A 16,474-nucleotide genomic window follows, 5' to 3' on the forward strand; every position below is an offset into this window, starting at 1 on the left:
TCATGATACCGCTTGGCAATTGAGAGGGATAGGCGGTCTGTTATTAGGTGCTTACGTCTGTTATTAGGTGCTTACGTTGAAACCATCAATCTCCGACAACAAAGCGCCTGTCCCTCACGATTTCAAGAACAATCGTGAAGAACAGGCGCTTGTATTTTGGGTGATATTTTTAAACTCGATTATTTATCAAGATTGAGGCACCGCATCGTGCCTATGCTGCACGTTGTCAGTAAACTGAAAATTCAAACGTATGCGGTTGCGTGGCATCAATGCGATAATCTGGTTGCACATCACTGCCCCAAGAATCGATCCCACCGACCCCGCGGACACCCCCCATCACCGTTAACACAGTGTGCCGAACTGGCGGTAGTTCGTCTTGATGGGTCGCATTTTCTAATTCATAAGCAGTATAAGGCAACAAACTGAAGGCAAATGAATCTTTGAGTTGCGAAATCTGCAAATCATAGGTGCTGGTATCTGAATCGGCATTGTTCAAGGTTTGATGACGCGTGATGACGACTTCACTAGTTTGCATATGAACGCCACAATCCTGCGGCACTAAATACGGCGTCACCGGCAAGCCTTGGATGGCATACGTACCTGGTATGCCGCCTGCCATCCTATCTGGGTAAGTTTCACCAGATAAGCCAGTATAGTTAAACCCAGTCGCTGGCGTTGGCATTATCATCTGTAGCCCAAATACTGGTAACTCTGGTGCGTCGACAAACCCTGGATAATCGACTTTGACCTGTAAAGTGGCATCCGCGTTCACGGTATAAATGACATCACAATGTGTCGCCGAAATTGGGGCATGATAGCGAAAAGTCAATCCGACTTGATCGACCTTTTCATCTGCAGTATGCACGTTATTTTCAACATCAAACGGTAGCGCAATCGTTTTGCCATTCACCACCACTTGGATCAACTCAGGTCGAGCAAACTGGCTATCTGCATACCACGCGGCAGCACGTTGTGGCAACCCATTACCTTGATCGTTTTCGGTAGTCGCTCGCCAAAACATTGGCCGCGGGCTTCGATATAACCATTCCTTCCCGCCAACGCGCAAAGATGTTGGGCCACCAGCATCGTAGCTAAACAAATATTCATGGTCGTTTACAACCGCGCCTAGGTTACAATCGCCAAAACTTAACTTAATCAGTGAATCTTGCATATTCATGTGCCACCTCCTGCATCGCTGGTTTCGGGGTGCGATCCGCAAACATCAGGCCATCTGCAGAAAATGCATAATCAGAAGGCCGATCGTCAAAATCGCCGCCATAGCGTAAGGCCTGATTCCCCGAAATTGGATCAGTCACCCACAAGGCTTGATCAATGAAGTCCCAAATGAAACCGCCAAGAAAATTAGGGTATTTTTCAATGAGATCCATATATTCATGCATCCCACCCAATGAATTACCCATATCATGCATATACTCACACAGCAAAAATGGCTTCTTTGGTTGTCTCAAGTAAGCGGCAACCTCTGCCGGCGAAGCATACATTCGACTTTCCAAATCAGAGATTCGCGCTTCATACTCTCGAGCATGAACAACGCCTTCATAGTGAACTAAGCGGGTATTATCTACTTGCTTATAATAATCGTTCATTCCCGCAATATCCTCGCCAGCAAACGACTCATTGCCTAACGACCAAAACAAAATACTAGGATGATTCTTCAACGTTTCATAATTGGTCCGCGCCCGATCAAGCACAGCTTCGCGCCATTGCGGCACACTGCCAGGAACATTGTACGATGGCTCCACTGCAGAGCGCTTTTGCCAGCTACCATGCGACTCTAAATTCACTTCCGCCATTACGTAGATCCCGGCTTCATCACAAAGCTGATACCACAGCAACTGATCAGGATAATGACAAGTGCGCACTGCGTTAATATGATGGGCTAAAAAGGTCTTAATATCAGCTTTCATTTCCGCCATACCAATCACTCGACCGCTATTTGCGGACCACTCATGGCGATTGACGCCGGTTAAGATCAACCGTTGATTGTTCAAAAAGACAACATTGTCTGCCACTGTCAGGCGGCGAAAACCGATTTTTTGTGGCACATATTCAATTTCATTGTGATCATCATCTAGAATGGTCAGCGTCACTGTATACAAGTATGGCTCTTCATGCGACCAAGGATGCAGTTGCGTCACCGGCAATGATTTAAGTACAAACTCGGCGGATGCTGGTTTGACTTGAGTAAATAAGGGTCGACCAGACGCATCTTGCAAACAAACCTTGACTGCGCTCCCCCCTGTCAGCTTTGCTTTAAGGTCTAAATCACCAGTCCTTAAATCTTCATTTAAAATGGCCACAACAGCTAGATCCTGCACATGTCCCTTTGGTTGCGCCAATAAGCAAACATCGCGAAAAATGCCGAAAAACCGGAAGAAGTCTTGATCCTCAATAAAACTAGCTGTGCTTTGTCGATACACAGCAGCCGCCAAGACGTTATCACCCTTTTGCAAATATGGCGTCAAATCAAACTCTGAAGGGGTGAAACTATCCTCTGCATAACCAACAAAATGACCATTGCACCATAAATACATCGCCCGCTCAACGCCGGCAAATTGGATATGCACATTCAATTCAGCCCAAGCTTCCGGTAAGGAAAATACTTTGCGATAACAGCCCACCGCATTATCAGGTGCTTGAGAAAAACAGCCTGGCTGCAAGCCTCGATCTAGCGTATAAGCCGGCCGACGAAAGCGGCGACCATCCCAAGGATACTGCGTGTTCACATATTGAATCTGGGCATAATTTGCCAATTCAATATGTTGCGGCACTTGGATGGAATCAAACTGACTATCATCAAAGGTAGGTTGATAAAAGTCTGCAGGTTGTGCTTGAGGATTTTCTGCAAAGTGAAATTGCCAACTACCATTTAACAACTGCTTAAAACTACTTTGTTGCGTTTTTGCTTCTACTGCCGATGCGAAATACACGTGATCGCTGTGTGCCGGGACTTGATTCACCCGAAAAATTTCCGGATCATCAAGCCAATCAAGACTTGGCGTCATCATAACTCCTCCTTCAATAAAACTGCGACTGCTGGTTGATCAGATCCTTCGTCAAATCTTGACCAAATCCACGACGATTGTTTGAAAATCTTTGATGAGTCGATAATTGAGGTACAAACCGTAGTTCATCAGTTCATCCCCATACCATTGTTGATCACCACTTTGATACCTTGCAGCCGGATCAAGACCAACTAATTTGACATTCACATTTGGCTTTGAAGCTTTGTTCAATCCTTGCATGTAGACGACTCGGACATGTTTCTTTTCGGGATCAACAAACATCCAAGCGCCATCTGGTTGCGTGAATGGATCCATCAAGCGATAAAAATCACCAAATTGAATCAATTGGCGGTGCAATTTATAATCATCAATTGCCGTTTTGAGTACTTGCAGCTCTGCTGGAGTTTTCTGCTCAAGGTTCATCATTAAACCAAAATTGGCAGATTGGGAAATGGCAATGCGACTTTCCAGCGGGGTTGCTCTGCCCACTTGATCGTTAGGGATTTCGGAAAGATGAGCATCGATCATCACTGGTGGGAAAATCAAGCTCGTCCCATATTGAATCTTCAAGCGCTCATAGGCATCAGTATCATCGCTGGCCCAACTTTGCGGCATGTAATAACACATACCAGGATCAAAGCGTCCGCCACCAGCAGCACAATTTTCAAATAAGACATCAGGATATTTCGTTGTGATCTCATCCACTAATGCGTACAACCCTAAGATATAACGATGCAAGGTTTCTTGCTGCTGACTTGCTGGCAATTGACGACTCGCAGGGGCCGTAATATTTCGATTCATATCCCATTTAACAAAATCAATCTCAACGGTACTTAAAATCTCCTCTAGTTGTTGACGAATCGCGTCGCGCACATCTGCACGACTGAAGTCTAAGACCAATTGATTGCGCCCTTGTGACATCGGAAAATCAGGCACATTTAATACCCAGTCTGGATGTGCTCGGAAAAGGTCACTATCTGGCGAAATCATCTCGGGTTCAAACCACAAGCCAAACTTCATCCCTAATTCATGAACATGTTTTGACAAACTCGCCAAGCCATTCGGGAGTTTATGTGAATCAACTTGCCAATCTCCCAGTGACCTGTTATCTGAATCGCGATGTCCAAACCAGCCATCATCTAAAACGAATAACTCGACACCAATTTGTTTGGCTAAACCAGCAAGTTTTAATAACCGGTCTTCATCAAAATCAAAGTATGTCGTTTCCCAGTTATTAATAATCACCGGCCGCAACTCATTTCGGTAACGCCCACGAGCTAAATGCTGGCGGTAAAGCTGGTGAAAGGTTTGGGACATTGCATTGAGGCCTTCAGCGCTATATACCATCACCATTTCTGGCGTTTGAAAAGTTGCTTGGGGTTGTAATTGCCAACGGAAATGAGTCGCACCAATGCCACCAGTGATTCGCGTTTGCTGATAAGCATCAACACTCGCAGTTAACTGGAAGTTGCCACTATAAACAAAGTGAAAAGCAAAGACTTCCCCACTGTTTTCAGTGGTTTCTGGTCGTACCAACGCCATGAACGGTTGTTGCTGGGCACTGCTTGCACCGCGACGACTACTTAAAACATGCGTGCCCGACGCAAGTGATGTGCGCACCAGTTGCTTTTCTCGCGCCCACGCACCAGGTAATTGAATCATTTGATAATTGGCATCTGGTCGGTCCAAAGCCATACTGAGAGCCTTGTCCAAGTATATCGTTTGGACCCCTATATTATGATACTGAACTGAACGGGTGATCACCGGTAATTCACTAAAAATTGTATATTGCAAAGTGACCCCAAGGTGGCGGCCAACATCTTTCAATTCAATGACTAACGTTTCGGATTGATCCTTCGCCGCATAAGTGGCTGGTAATCCTTCTAATTTTGGCTTACCAGCAATGATTCGATAATCAACATATTCTAACGCTGTCGCTTGAGTCCCGTCAGCATAAGTGATTGAAAAAGCCGACTCGCGATAATCCCCATCACTGCCTGGGAATTCTTGCATGGCAGTATCTAGGGTGAAATTCGTGTGGGCATAACCACTTGGGTTAGGTGAAGTCGAGGCTCGTTCCACTTCAGGGTAAGGCAGAATCTGTGAGTAGTGATGAATTCGTTTGCCATAATACACTTGCAGTAAAAAGCGTTGATCTTTGACTTGCATGACATAACTCAAATCCCGGTTGTGCAAGTGAAAAGTGTGCGTGGCAGCATCAACGGTAATCAGCATTTAATGCTCCTTTCTAGTGCTACTTTGGCGTAATTTTAAGCTCGTCGCAACGGTCAATTTGCTAGGTTGAGGTAATTTTTCTTCAGAAAGCGCTATGAGCATTGTCACGGCAGTTGCCCCCATGGTCTCAGTTGGCACATGAACACTGCTTAAAGTTGGATTGAGATACAAGCCAATGGCAAGATTGTTGAAACCAAAAAGGCTGACGTCATCAGGAATATTAATGTGCGCATTTTGCAAAGCTTTAATCGCCCCGATAGCCATGGAATCATTGGCAACAAAGAACGCGTCTGGCAGTTTTCCTGCTGTAATTGCGACTTCCATGGCCTGATAGCCACCTTCAACGGTAAAAGGCGCTGCATATATCGCAGGGGTTGAGAATCCCGCGTCCACGGCAAGTTGCGGAAACAATTGGCGGCGCGGATCATTTAACGCCTGACCATCACTAGTTTCCTCAACTCCTGCGATCATGCCGACAGTTTGATAACCAGCCGCTTGCATATAGTGGATGATCCGATCAATACCATTAGCAAAATCTGGTACCACACAAGATACACCCTCACCTAAGACATCTTGATCAACAATGACTAATGGTTTTCCCGACTGTTTAAGCACTTCTAATTGCGCAGTGCTAAACTTACCGAGCGCAACAATACCGGCAAAATCCGACATTGATGGCAAGGTATCACTTGGCAGGAAATGCTTGACTTCATATTGACTGGCCTCTAATTGATTTTCAATGCCCCAGCGAATTGCGCGATAGTAAAGATCGCCGAGTTCTTTATCTGTGCTGTACCACTGAACTAAGGCAACAATGCCCTTAGAATGGAGACTTTTCAATGAACGTTTTTGATAATTCAGCTCCTCAGCGGCAGCATAGATTTTACGACGAGTATCATCAGTCACATTCATGGTGGCGTCATTATTCAACACTCGCGAAACGGTCGAACTGGACACGTGAGCTTTCTCTGCGATATCTTTGATGGTCGTGATCGTACTCACCTCCTACAAACTCATTCGGATTGTGATTTGTCGGTTGAAGCCTTTATCCTTTGACAGAACCCAACATCCCTTGGACGAAATTTTTCTGCATAAAGAAGAATAACAAGGCTGTCGGAATCGTTGACAACACAATGCCGCACATCATCATCCCATAGTCTGGCGTGTATGATGCTCCCATGGCTGATAGCACCAAAGGAACGGTCCGTTTTTCAGGAGATTGTAATACGACTAATGGCCACAAATAATTATTCCAGCTGGTCATAAACGTAATGATCGCAGCTGCGGAATAAGCGTTTTTCGATACTGGCATATAAATGTGCGTGAAAATTTGAAATTCACTTAAGCCATCTAATCGCGCTGATTCTACCAATTCTTTAGGGAAGGATTTCGCATTTTGCCGGAAAAAGAAAATCAAAAATGCGGTGGTCATCGTCGGGATTATAACAGCATAGAACGAATTAACCCCAAAGATTTGAAATGGCGTGCCTGAAAGCTTGCTGAACATCCGATATAAAGGAATCATCAAGGCGGCAAACGGTACCATCATTGAAAGCAGTAAAAAGTTAAAAATGTTCTCACTGCGCCGAGTCTTATAAATTTCAAACCCATAGCCAGCCAGCGATGACAAGCACAGCGCCACAGCGGTGGTCACCACGGCAATAATTGCCGAGTTCTTCAACGAACCGACAAAATCAAGTTCACTGGCAAATAAGTGTTTAAAATTATCCGCCAGTAATGACCCGAAGTGCAGACTCCCACCAGTAATGGCAACACTGTTATTCGTCATTCCGACAATCATAAAGAAGAATGGAAAAACTGAAACAATTGATAGAATGATCAAAATTAAATATTTAACGGTATTTAGTGCTGTTCGTTTCGCTCTCATTTGTCATCCCTCCCTAACCGCATTTGGATCACAGTCAAGATCACGATTGCCACCACAATGACAAACGATACTGCCGCTGCATAACCAAAGTTCGGTGTATATTTGTAACTCAAATTGTAAATATACTGTGACAAGGTCGTGGTAGCATTGCCTGGGCCACCTTTCGTGATGTTATTCACTTCATCGAACAATTGTAACGTCCCAATTGTAGAGGTAATGGTCGTGAATAAGATGATTGGCTTGAGCATTGGAATCGTGATATGGAAGAACGTATGCACTTTGGAAGAACCATCAATTTCGGCTGCTTCATAAATTTCATCACTAATGTTCTGCAAACCGGAAAGGAAGAAGATCATATTATAGCCGGTCCAACGCCAAGTAATTGAGAAGATAATCAACACCTTCGCCCAAAATGGATCGGTTAACCATTGAATCCGCGCACCAATCAAATGGACATCAAGCAAAAGTTTGTTCACGATCCCCGTTGGCGCAAAAATCGTCTTCATTAACAAAGAATAGGAAACTAAAGACGTAATACATGGTAGAAAAATAGCAGTACGGAATAACCCCCGAAAGCGTAATCGGTGATCGTTGAGCAGCGTTGAGATTATCAACGCCAAGAAAATCATAATCGGAACTTGAACAATCAAATATAAAAAGGTATTAGTTGCAGCTGACTTAAATGTTGCGTCATGAAGCATTGCTTGGTAGTTGGCCAACCCAGTAAACTGCATATTGGTCGGTGGACCACTTTGAAACGAGGTGATTAAGGCTTGGATCATCGGAATAAACACGGTAATCGAAATGATGATCACACTCGGCGTGAAAAACGGCCAACCGCTTTTTTGTAATCGACTTTTCTTTGCTTTCAATATCGACACCCCTTAATAAAAAACGCCATCGGAAATCGGTTGATCCGATTCCGATGGCGACTGCATTGTTATTGAACAGCGCTTTCAGCTTGTGCTTGTGCATTCTTCAGAACCGTGTTGATATTTTGTCCCTTCAGAATGGACTGCACTGGATCCTTCATCACATCTTCAATTTGATAAGTGGAAGAACCGTAGTTAACTTCTGGCACCTTGTTAGACCAGCTCAACAGATCTTCAAAGACCTTTTGGTTGGAATAGAATGGATAAGCAGCCTTATAGTTAGCACCAGACTTCGCATCCTTCAAGGTCCCAACAGCCCCAATATCCTTAGCCAATTGGTCAATCAGCGCTGGACTAGAGGCAAATGTCTTGCCTAAGAAGTCCTTGGCACCGGCAACATTGCCAACCCCTTTGATCACGTACCAACCGCCACCACCAATGCTTGAAGCATTGACAGATTTGCTGTTTTCGCTGATCCGTGGAATTTGGGCAATCTTCCATTTACCACTTTGATCTTTGGCACCTTGAATCGTGCTTGAATACCAAGCCCCTGTAGGTGCACTTGCAACTTGACCCTTTTGAACGGCAGCAACACCCGCATCCCAGCCGGAAACTTTTTCAACAATACCTGCATCCATCATCTGCTTGTAAAGCGAGATACTTTGCTTTAAAGCAGTGTTGTTTTGAATGTTGACCGTCTTACCATCAGACTTGGTATACCAAGAACCGGCAGATTGCATCATGATCCGAATTAAGCCTAGATCACTTGGATCCAGAGAAAGCATTGCTTTACCAGTCTTTGCCTTCACTTGCTTCCCGATTTCAATATACTTATCCCAAGTGAGGTTTTGCATATCGGCGTCAGTGTAGCCAGCTTGTTTGATTAAATCAGTGCGATAGAATAATCCTGCAACCCCAGAATCAAACGGAACACCATAAGTTTTGCCATCTACGGTGTTGACCGCTGATTTATAACTTGAGAAATTGCCTTTCTTTGAGATGCTACTTAAGTCCGCAAACGCATCAGGATATGCCTTGAGATAACTTTGGATCCGATAATCTTCAATTAAAACAATGTTAGGTAAGCCCTTTGAACCGCCGGAAGACAATACCGTATTCAGCTTCTGAACAATATCATCTTGAGCCATCGTCACAACTTTAACTTTTTGCTTGCCATTTTCTTTCTTGTACTGCTTGATGGCATCCTTCACCGCTGGTGTGTTATAAGTTTCATCCCAACACCAAACAGTCAAAGTCTTGTTATCTTTGCTTGTACTACTTGAGGAGCTGCCTTTAGAACTACTGCAAGCCGCAAGCAATACAGTTGCTGTTACTGCTGCTGCCGCCAGTAACAGGCGTTTGAAACGGAATTTTTTCATCACGTAATCCCCCTGCGCGGATAGTAAACCCTTCGTCAAAAAATAAGCGGCTTATTTAGTAAATATTTACAAACACAGTATATACGGATTTAGTAAGCGCTGTCAATAAAAAATAATAAATTATTGATATTATTTATAGGTACAAATTATTTTAAATAAATTTGCCGTTATATAATTTTTGAAAAAGTAGCCTCGGTTTTTAGATTAGCGCTTTCAAAATAGGAAATTTAAGATAATAACAGCGCTTTCAATTTTCATTTTATGTTTTTTTATCATGAGAAAGCCATGATTCCTTAATCAAAAATTTATTCACTCGAGAGAATGTTTCGTCTTAAAGTGTTGGGCTTTAGCATTAGTGACAATCGGACTTATCGATAAGAAATGCGGTCATGAGCTGAATTATAAGACTTTTTTGAATACATAATCATATTTACTAAATATCGGTCTAGGATTTCAAAATCCTTCGGATGCTATTGCCATCTTGGCAAAAACTCAGGCGCTTTTAGCTTGATTCATCCTGATGAACAAAGTTTCTATAGAAAATGTCAAATTAAAAATTCGTGCGACTCAGGAAAAATAAAGGCACCTTTGCCTATATTGAGCAATCGCTCATGCTCAAATTTATCTCCCTATGATTATCCTGATGCGCTTGCATTCAACCGTTCACAATATCGCCGTGCTGTGACCGGTTAAAAAGCTCAACGCGCTTGCTCAAAATCGTGGACAAAGCTTAGCGGCCATGGCGTTAGCATGGAACTTGCGGCAACCTGTCGTCGCCAGTGTCTTAGTCGGAGCCTCGCGCACCAGTCAGTTAGCGGATAACTTAAATGCCTTGAACCGGCTTGATTTCACCGCTGATGAATTAGCCGCCATCGATGCTGCTTTACAAAACTAACTGGTAGCATGCAACGTCTAGTCAATAACTAGGCGTTTTTTGGTGTCGTTAATTGCATATCTGACAGGAATTTTTGCTTCACAAAGTAAACTTTTACCGTAAATAGAAAAATTTCGCTTTACATTTTACTAAAATGGGTTATGCTATAAACAACCGGTTAAGTTGAGTTCAGCCTTTTATGTTAACGGTTTCACTGTTAGCTTAAAATCGTCAGCTCAGTAAAAGTTTACTTGATGCAAGGAGAAAGCCCTTATGACTAAAACTGACAAAATCACGATCGACCCTGAAACTTTTGCCCGCACGATCCTCGCTGGCAATCCCAAAGGCCCAGATGAAGACAACCGGATCTACATTAAACGCCAATTGCGTTTATATCTGGAAGCGTTGCTGATGATCCAAGATTTCAACAACTTGGAAAATACGCAATTTGATATCGCCAAAGAAGACCAACGCGCCAAGATCTTACAAAAAATCATGGAACATCGCTATTAAAACTCACTTTCCGGCCATCCCACGCCGGATTGCTTTTCCCACAAACTGTAAGCGCTCGCTGATAACGTTTTAGGAGGAACCATCATGAAACATCTCAAGCAATACTCATCTTATGCCTTTGGGGCGTTTGGCCACGACGCCTTTTATGCCACTTTATCGACTTACTTTATGCTGTTTGTTACCTCGCAATTATTCAATACTGCCGACAAAGGCTTCAATACCCGCATGATCGGCTATGTCACCGTGATGATGACCGTGATTCGCATCGCCGAAATCGCCTGTGATCCGCTGATCGGCGGCGCCGTGGATAATACCCAAACCCGCTGGGGCAAGTTCAAACCTTGGTTATTGACTGGAGCCACGATCAGTTCCGTGATGTTGGTGTTGATTTTCACCAACTTCGGCGGCTTAGCGACCAGCCAACCGCTTTTATACCTGGTGTTATTCGGGTTAGCCTTTGTGATTTTAGACATCTTCTATTCCTTTAAAGATATTTCGTTTTGGTCCATGTTGCCGGCTTTGTCCACGGATTCAAAAGTCCGCGCTCGCTTTGGCACCATCGGCCGCTTCGGCTCCACGTTAGGCGCGCAAGGTGTGCCGATCATCATCTATCCTTTGATCGTCTTCTTCTCCCAACAATTCTCTGGCACGCAAGGCAGCACCAAGACCCAAGCTGGTTGGACTGGGTTTGCCGTGGTTATCGGCTTACTGTCCTTCTTAGGTGCTTTGGGCGTAGCGCTGGGCACCAAAGAAAAGCAAAACCTGCTGCGTAAAAACACGGAACATGTCCGCTTCCGCGATGTCTTCAAAGTCATCGGTCAAAATGATCAATTGATGTGGTTATCTTTGGCTTACTTCTTGTTTGCCATGAGTTACGTGGTCACTAACTCCTTGACTGCTTACTACTTCACTTATGTTTTAGGCGCCGCTGACAAGTTCTACTTAGTCGGCGTCATCACCGCGATTTTAGGGATCATCTCTGTGGTGTTGTTCCCAACCTTAGTCGCCGTCTTACATCGAGAAAAGATTTTCGTCGGCGGCATTGCGATGATGTTTATCGGCTACTTATTATTCTTGTTAGCTGGGACCAACTTAACGATGGTATTGTTCGCGGTTGCCATTTTCTTCTTCCCTTACCCGATGATTTTCTTAGCCGCTTTAATGACCATCACCGATTCTGTGGAATATGGCCAATGGAAAAACGGCACCCGTAATGAATCGGTGACACTTTCCGTGCGGCCTTTGATCGACAAACTCGCTGGTGCCATCGCCATGGGTGTGGTTGGCTTAGCCGCCGTTCACGCCGGCATGGTCGGCAACGCCAAGCCTTCAAGCATCACAGCAGGCGAATTGTCCACCTTCAAGGCTTACATGTTCTACATTCCAATGGTGATGTTGATTTTATCGGCTTTGGTTTACACCTTCAAAGTCAAATTATCCGAAAAGCGCCACACCGAAATCGTCCGTGATTTGGAACGCAAATTGCGTGCCGAAGCCAAAGCTGATGACGCCACCGATGCTGACGCCCCAGCTGCTGCACCAGAACAAGCCTAATGTTAAAAGCCGCCATGAGCGGCTTTTTTTCTTGCCCGCAAAAATTTTTTCAAAAAAAGCCTTGCCTTAGAGTCCACTCGAAGGCTTATGCTACAGTCATCAGGAGGTGGCTCATGACAACTTATCGCATCGGTCAATTCGCCGCAAAAGTCGGTTTATCCACGTACACTTTGCGCTACTACGAACAAGAAGGCTTGCTGTTGCCGCATCGCGACGCCAACGATCAGCGCTATTACACCGAAGCAGATGTGAAATGGTTGATCTTCATTTTGCATCTCAAAGGCACTGGCATGACGATGTCGCAATTGAAAACTTACGTCAAATTGCGTGCACAAGGCGATGCCACTACCGATCAACGCCTCGTGTTGCTTCACGATGTCGCCTCAGAAGCCCACGCACAAATTCGCGCGCTGCAAAATAATCTCGCCGTTTTAGAACACAAAATCGATTGGTATCAAGGCAAAGTCGACGCAACGATCGCCGAAGATGAAAGCTTTGAAGCTTACCTCAATCGACTCGATCAGGAGGAAAAACATGACTGAACAAATTTCCAAACTTTACCCCAACGGCCCACTCAACACGGCTTATGCGCAGTTCTTCACCGGCAACAGCTACTTACGCAACTTGATTTCCGACCCAGATATCAACGTCGGCGTCGGTGAAGTCAGCTTTGAACCCGGTTGCCGCAATCACTGGCACATTCATCATGACGGCTTTCAGTTGTTAATTGTCACAGGTGGCGAGGGCTGGTATCAAGAAGCAGGCTTTCCGGCGCGGAAACTACACGTCGGCGATACCGTGGTCACCAAAGACGGGGTCAAACACTGGCATGGCGCGACCAAAGATTCTTGGTTTAGCCACATCGCCATCACCGCCGGCACCCCAGAATGGTTAGTAGCTGTGTCCGACGCAGATTACAACGCCTTGGAGGATTAAACCATGGAAAAACAAACGGCAGGCCGCGATCAGCTCGGTGATTTTGCCCCGAAATTCGCGGAACTTAATGATGACGTGTTATTTGGTGAAGTGTGGTCACGCGAAGCGCAAATGTCGCCGCGCGATCGCAGTTTGATCACCTGCTCTGCCTTGATGGCACAAGGCTTATTTCCCCAACTAGAAGCCCATATGGCCATCGTCAAGCCAAATGGGGTCACCCAGGAATTGATCACCCATTTGGCCTTTTATTCCGGCTGGCCCAAAGCTTGGAGTGCTTTTGGTTTGGCGAATAAGATTTACGCAACGGAGGATTAACATGGACATTCACAATGAATTTTATCCGTTAAATAACGGCGTCACGATACCAAAACTCGGCTTAGGTACTTGGCTGATCGACGACAAATCAGTCACGGCGGTGGTTAAAGCTGCGATTCAAGCGGGCTATCGTCATATCGATACCGCTGAAGCGTATGGAAACGAAGCTGGTGTAGGCCGCGGGATTCAACAATCTGGGGTCGCGCGGGATAACTTGTTTATTACCACTAAACTGGCTGCCGAACACAAAGACTATGCCTCAGCTACCGCTGCCATCGATGAATCGTTAATCAAACTCGGCTTAGATTATCTCGACTTAATGATCATCCACGCCCCAGAACCATGGGCAAACTTCCATGCTGGCGAGCATTATTTTGAAGGCAACCGCGAAGCTTGGCGAGCTTTAGAAGCTGCCCATGATGCAGGAAAAATTCGTGCCATCGGTTTATCGAACTTTGAAGTGATCGACGTGCAAAATATTCTCGACCACAGTCGCATCAAGCCGCAAGTCAATCAAGTGTTGGCGCATATCGGTAATGTCCCGACTGCAGTGATTGCTTTTGACGCGCAACATGACATTTTGACGGAAGCTTATTCGCCAGTGGCCCATGGCGCGATGTTAAATGAGCCTAAGATTGTGGCGATGGCGGCGAAATATGGCGTTTCTGTGCCCCAATTAGCGATCAAATATGACTTGCAGCTCAATTTATTGCCTTTACCAAAATCTGCCAGTGTCGCGCATTTACAAGCCAATGCAGAATTGGGCTTTACGATTAGTGACGCCGATATGGCAGAGTTGAATCAGATTCAGTTTACCGATTACGGTGAGGATAAGTCCTTTCCGGTGTACGCTGGGAAGAAAGATTGGAAATAAAAAGCAAATCCTCCCACGTTTTGGAATGTGGGAGGATTTGCTTTTATAAAATTTGATTTTTAAGCCTGAACTGCAGCTGAGTGTTTCTCTGATTTAGTTTGAGGAACGACAGAGAATAACTCATCACCCGCAGTCACTGAACGTTGATTATCATCTAATATCACATCAGAGTACTCATTTGAATTGGTTACAACAATCGGAACGGTAACATCATACCCCTCATTCTCAATTGCTTGAATATCAAATTTCTCTAATGTTTGACCGAGCGTAATAATATCTCCGCCTTTAACTAACGAATCAAAATGTTGTCCTTTGAGATTAACGGTATCAAGTCCAATATGGATCAGTAATTCAATGCCACTATTTGAACGTAATCCCAATGCATGCTTTGTCGGAAATACTGAAACGACAGTGCCATCAAAAGGTGCAGTAACTTTTCCTTCGCTTGGAACAACTGCAATCCCTTTACCAATTAAACCTTTTGAAAAAACATCATCATTGACTGCACTCAATGGTTCAACTTTACCGGATAATGGTGCGAACACATTCATATCTGCCTGGGATAATGCGTTAGAAGCGCTGATAGTTGCTTTTTCAGTTGAAGTTGATGCAGTAGTTTCAGGCTTAACGCCAGGAACCAGCAATAAAGTTAATACCAAAGCCACTACAAATGCAACTGCTAACGACAGAACAAATCCGATGAATTCAAAATTGATGCCCTTAGGACCGATAAACATCGGAATCCCAAAAATCCCGCCTGAAGCAAAACCACCGTACATCTTTGCACTTGCAAACCCAGCGATAGCACCACCAAACGCAGATCCAATTGAAGCCATGACAAATGATTTCTTGTGTGGAATCGTCACACCATAAATAATTGGTTCAGTAATTCCTAAGAAACCAGAAATAACAGCTGTAGTAGCTAATTCTTTGAATTTGTAATCCTTCGCTTTGATTGCCATTGCTAAAGCGGCCCCAACTTGTCCGAAGACAGTGCAGTAAAGCATGGCATTAATTGGATCAAATCCCTTAGTCGCAATATTATTCAAGAATACTGGGATAAAGGCCCAATGCAACCCTAACAAAACAGCCAATTGCCAAATTCCAGCCAAGATAAACCCAGCCAATGGCGGGACCAACTTATAAAGTGCCAAAACAGCACTTGCCAAACCGGAACTCAGCATACTAGTCACTGGCCCAACAACAAGATACGTTACAGGTACCACGATCACAAGACACAGTAATGGAACAAAAATACCTTTAAGTGATTTTGGAATATAGCGATTGAGGAATTTTTCAACCCAGTACAAGAAATAAACCGCTGCAATGATTGGAATTAAAGTCTGCGCATAACTCATCAATACGACTGGAATCTTCAAAAATGTAAGGTGTTTCCCCGCATTGTATGCCGCTATCATATCTGGATAAACAAGCGCGGCACCAATCACAGCACCCATATAACTGTTGGTATGAAAGACTTTACCAGCAGAAAATCCAAGAATGACTGGTAAGAAATAAAATACGGCATCAGCAGCGGCATACAGAATCATGTACGTCCCAGACTTGGTGGTCAAAACATTGGTAATTGTTAATAATACCAAGAAACCCTTGAGAATCCCGGCAGCGGCCAAAGGACCTAATACCGGCGTAAATAATCCCGAAAGAATTTGAACTGCACTATTCCAAATTGAACTCTTTTCACTCGTTTCTGACGATGAAGTAGTGTTCTCAGGATTTAAGTGCGGCATGACCTTATCATAAATATCAGCAACATTTTCGCCAATGACGACTTGATACTGACCACCACTTTTAACTACGGTCATAACGCCGTCCAAGCCTTTTATTTGTTCTGTTTTAGCGCTAGACTCGTCTTTTAATTTAAATCGTAGTCGGGTCACACAGTGAATCAAGCTATTAACATTTTCTTTACCACCGACCAAGGTTAATATTTGTTCGCAAATTGCAAGAACAAGTTAGCCACTCCGTGGCACGACACCGTGAGGCGAAC

At 44.5% G+C, this 16,474-nt stretch carries 14 protein-coding genes and 1 pseudogene; 7 read left to right on the top strand and 8 right to left on the bottom strand.

Features of this window, described 5'->3' with window-relative positions; genetic code table 11:
* Positions 1-226 precede the first annotated feature (226 nt).
* The 7 genes from FD01_RS01990 to FD01_RS02020 form a co-directional block, all read right to left on the bottom strand.
* Positions 227-1,177: a beta-galactosidase small subunit-related protein gene (locus FD01_RS01990; RefSeq protein ID WP_056962421.1), complete on the bottom strand. Its 951-nt coding sequence runs from the start codon at positions 1,175-1,177 to the stop codon at positions 227-229.
* Positions 1,152-3,026 carry a glycoside hydrolase family 2 TIM barrel-domain containing protein gene (locus FD01_RS01995; RefSeq protein WP_056962422.1) on the bottom strand — a complete coding sequence of 625 codons (1,875 nt, stop codon included), beginning with the start codon at positions 3,024-3,026 and terminating at the stop codon, positions 1,152-1,154. Before FD01_RS01995 ends, FD01_RS01990 begins: the two co-directional genes overlap by 26 nt.
* A 51-nt stretch (positions 3,027-3,077) precedes the next feature.
* Positions 3,078-5,261 (bottom strand): alpha-galactosidase, encoded by a 2,184-nt coding sequence (locus FD01_RS02000; protein ID WP_082611649.1) that lies wholly within the window; start codon positions 5,259-5,261, stop codon positions 3,078-3,080.
* Complete coding sequence (locus tag FD01_RS02005) at positions 5,262-6,263, bottom strand: LacI family DNA-binding transcriptional regulator (protein ID WP_056962423.1); 1,002 nt, start codon at positions 6,261-6,263, stop codon at positions 5,262-5,264.
* 43 nt (positions 6,264-6,306) lie between these two features.
* A complete protein-coding gene (locus tag FD01_RS02010) occupies positions 6,307-7,149 on the bottom strand; it encodes a carbohydrate ABC transporter permease (protein WP_054717601.1) in 843 nt (280 codons plus the stop codon).
* Positions 7,146-8,021 carry a carbohydrate ABC transporter permease gene (locus FD01_RS02015; RefSeq protein ID WP_056962424.1) on the bottom strand — a complete coding sequence of 292 codons (876 nt, stop codon included), beginning with the start codon at positions 8,019-8,021 and terminating at the stop codon, positions 7,146-7,148. The genes FD01_RS02010 and FD01_RS02015 overlap by 4 nt, the downstream gene beginning before the upstream one ends.
* A 68-nt stretch (positions 8,022-8,089) precedes the next feature.
* Positions 8,090-9,400, bottom strand: coding sequence for an ABC transporter substrate-binding protein (locus FD01_RS02020; protein ID WP_056962425.1), 1,311 nt, complete (start codon positions 9,398-9,400; stop codon positions 8,090-8,092).
* Between the two features lie 688 nt (positions 9,401-10,088).
* Here FD01_RS02020 and FD01_RS15620 point away from each other — a divergent pair.
* The 7 genes and pseudogenes from FD01_RS15620 to FD01_RS02050 all read left to right on the top strand — a co-directional run.
* Positions 10,089-10,295: pseudogene (locus tag FD01_RS15620) on the top strand (aldo/keto reductase); the annotation flags it as partial.
* A 252-nt stretch (positions 10,296-10,547) separates the two neighbouring features.
* Positions 10,548-10,787, top strand: coding sequence for a hypothetical protein (locus tag FD01_RS02025; protein ID WP_056962426.1), 240 nt, complete (start codon positions 10,548-10,550; stop codon positions 10,785-10,787).
* A gap of 84 nt (positions 10,788-10,871) precedes the next feature.
* A complete protein-coding gene (locus FD01_RS02030; RefSeq protein WP_056962427.1) occupies positions 10,872-12,341 on the top strand; it encodes a glycoside-pentoside-hexuronide (GPH):cation symporter in 1,470 nt (489 codons plus the stop codon).
* Positions 12,342-12,454: 113 nt separating this feature from the next.
* On the top strand, positions 12,455-12,883 hold the full coding sequence (locus tag FD01_RS02035; protein ID WP_054717592.1) for a MerR family transcriptional regulator: 429 nt from the start codon (positions 12,455-12,457) through the stop codon (positions 12,881-12,883).
* Positions 12,876-13,277, top strand: a complete 402-nt coding sequence (locus tag FD01_RS02040; protein ID WP_054717589.1) for a cupin domain-containing protein — start codon at positions 12,876-12,878, stop codon at positions 13,275-13,277. The genes FD01_RS02035 and FD01_RS02040 overlap by 8 nt, the downstream gene beginning before the upstream one ends.
* A gap of 3 nt (positions 13,278-13,280) precedes the next feature.
* Positions 13,281-13,592: a carboxymuconolactone decarboxylase family protein gene (locus tag FD01_RS02045; RefSeq protein WP_056962428.1), complete on the top strand. Its 312-nt coding sequence runs from the start codon at positions 13,281-13,283 to the stop codon at positions 13,590-13,592.
* Position 13,593: 1 nt separating this feature from the next.
* A complete protein-coding gene (locus tag FD01_RS02050) occupies positions 13,594-14,466 on the top strand; it encodes an aldo/keto reductase (RefSeq protein WP_054717586.1) in 873 nt (290 codons plus the stop codon).
* A gap of 59 nt (positions 14,467-14,525) precedes the next feature.
* Here the strand turns inward: FD01_RS02050 and FD01_RS02055 are convergent, their stop codons facing one another.
* Entirely contained in the window at positions 14,526-16,427 is a 1,902-nt protein-coding gene (locus FD01_RS02055) for a beta-glucoside-specific PTS transporter subunit IIABC (RefSeq protein WP_056962429.1), read from the bottom strand.
* Positions 16,428-16,474 lie beyond the last annotated feature (47 nt).

The organism is Lacticaseibacillus manihotivorans DSM 13343 = JCM 12514 (assembly GCF_001435035.1).
Taxonomy (GTDB): domain Bacteria; phylum Bacillota; class Bacilli; order Lactobacillales; family Lactobacillaceae; genus Lacticaseibacillus; species Lacticaseibacillus manihotivorans.

Coding starts and splice junctions, on each gene's coding strand:
- FD01_RS02040 (WP_054717589.1), top strand. CDS start 12,876: ATGACTGAACAAATTTCCAAACTTTACCCCAACGGCCCACTCAACACG.
- FD01_RS01995 (WP_056962422.1), bottom strand. CDS start 3,026: ATGACGCCAAGTCTTGATTGGCTTGATGATCCGGAAATTTTTCGGGTG.
- FD01_RS02025 (WP_056962426.1), top strand. CDS start 10,548: ATGACTAAAACTGACAAAATCACGATCGACCCTGAAACTTTTGCCCGC.
- FD01_RS01990 (WP_056962421.1), bottom strand. CDS start 1,177: ATGAATATGCAAGATTCACTGATTAAGTTAAGTTTTGGCGATTGTAAC.
- FD01_RS02045 (WP_056962428.1), top strand. CDS start 13,281: ATGGAAAAACAAACGGCAGGCCGCGATCAGCTCGGTGATTTTGCCCCG.
- FD01_RS02000 (WP_082611649.1), bottom strand. CDS start 5,261: ATGCTGATTACCGTTGATGCTGCCACGCACACTTTTCACTTGCACAAC.
- FD01_RS02020 (WP_056962425.1), bottom strand. CDS start 9,400: ATGAAAAAATTCCGTTTCAAACGCCTGTTACTGGCGGCAGCAGCAGTA.
- FD01_RS02030 (WP_056962427.1), top strand. CDS start 10,872: ATGAAACATCTCAAGCAATACTCATCTTATGCCTTTGGGGCGTTTGGC.
- FD01_RS02050 (WP_054717586.1), top strand. CDS start 13,594: ATGGACATTCACAATGAATTTTATCCGTTAAATAACGGCGTCACGATA.
- FD01_RS02010 (WP_054717601.1), bottom strand. CDS start 7,149: ATGAGAGCGAAACGAACAGCACTAAATACCGTTAAATATTTAATTTTG.
- FD01_RS02035 (WP_054717592.1), top strand. CDS start 12,455: ATGACAACTTATCGCATCGGTCAATTCGCCGCAAAAGTCGGTTTATCC.